Here is a 439-nt window from a genome sequence, read left to right on the forward strand (position 1 = left end):
GTCATTGGATGCAGAATCAAACCGTATAAAAGCGCAAACGACACCAGGTAGCGCCAGGGCGATGGAATATGTACCGGGCGCAGGCGCGCCCATAGCAGAATTGCTATTGCCGTATAGGCCAGCGCAATTAAGACGATCTTCAGACTGAAGTATTGACTCAGGTACTCGCTGGCTTCGCTAGCATTGGTTTCAAACATCACGTACAGAACGCTTTGCGAGAACTCTTGCCCGTAAATGACGTAATAGCTCAGAGCAGCCAGCGAGGTCGCCCATAGCACTATGCCAATGACGGCAGCAATAATGCGGATACGGTTTGGAAATAAAAATACCGGGACCAACCACAGCGAGCTGAACAGCCGGGAGTCGCGTAGGCCGGTAGATCCGCTATAGCCGCTGAAATAGATAACGGCCTGCAGTAATGAGGAAAAAAACCATAAAT

The 439-nt window shown here is 50.3% G+C and carries 1 protein-coding gene; it reads right to left on the reverse strand.

Going from position 1 to position 439, the window contains the following annotated elements; genetic code table 11:
* A partial coding sequence (locus ACU8YC_RS27970) for a phosphoethanolamine transferase domain-containing protein (protein ID WP_446896389.1) occupies window positions 1-439 on the reverse strand: 439 nt, incomplete at both ends.

This window comes from Citrobacter sp. VF227 (assembly GCF_052950715.1).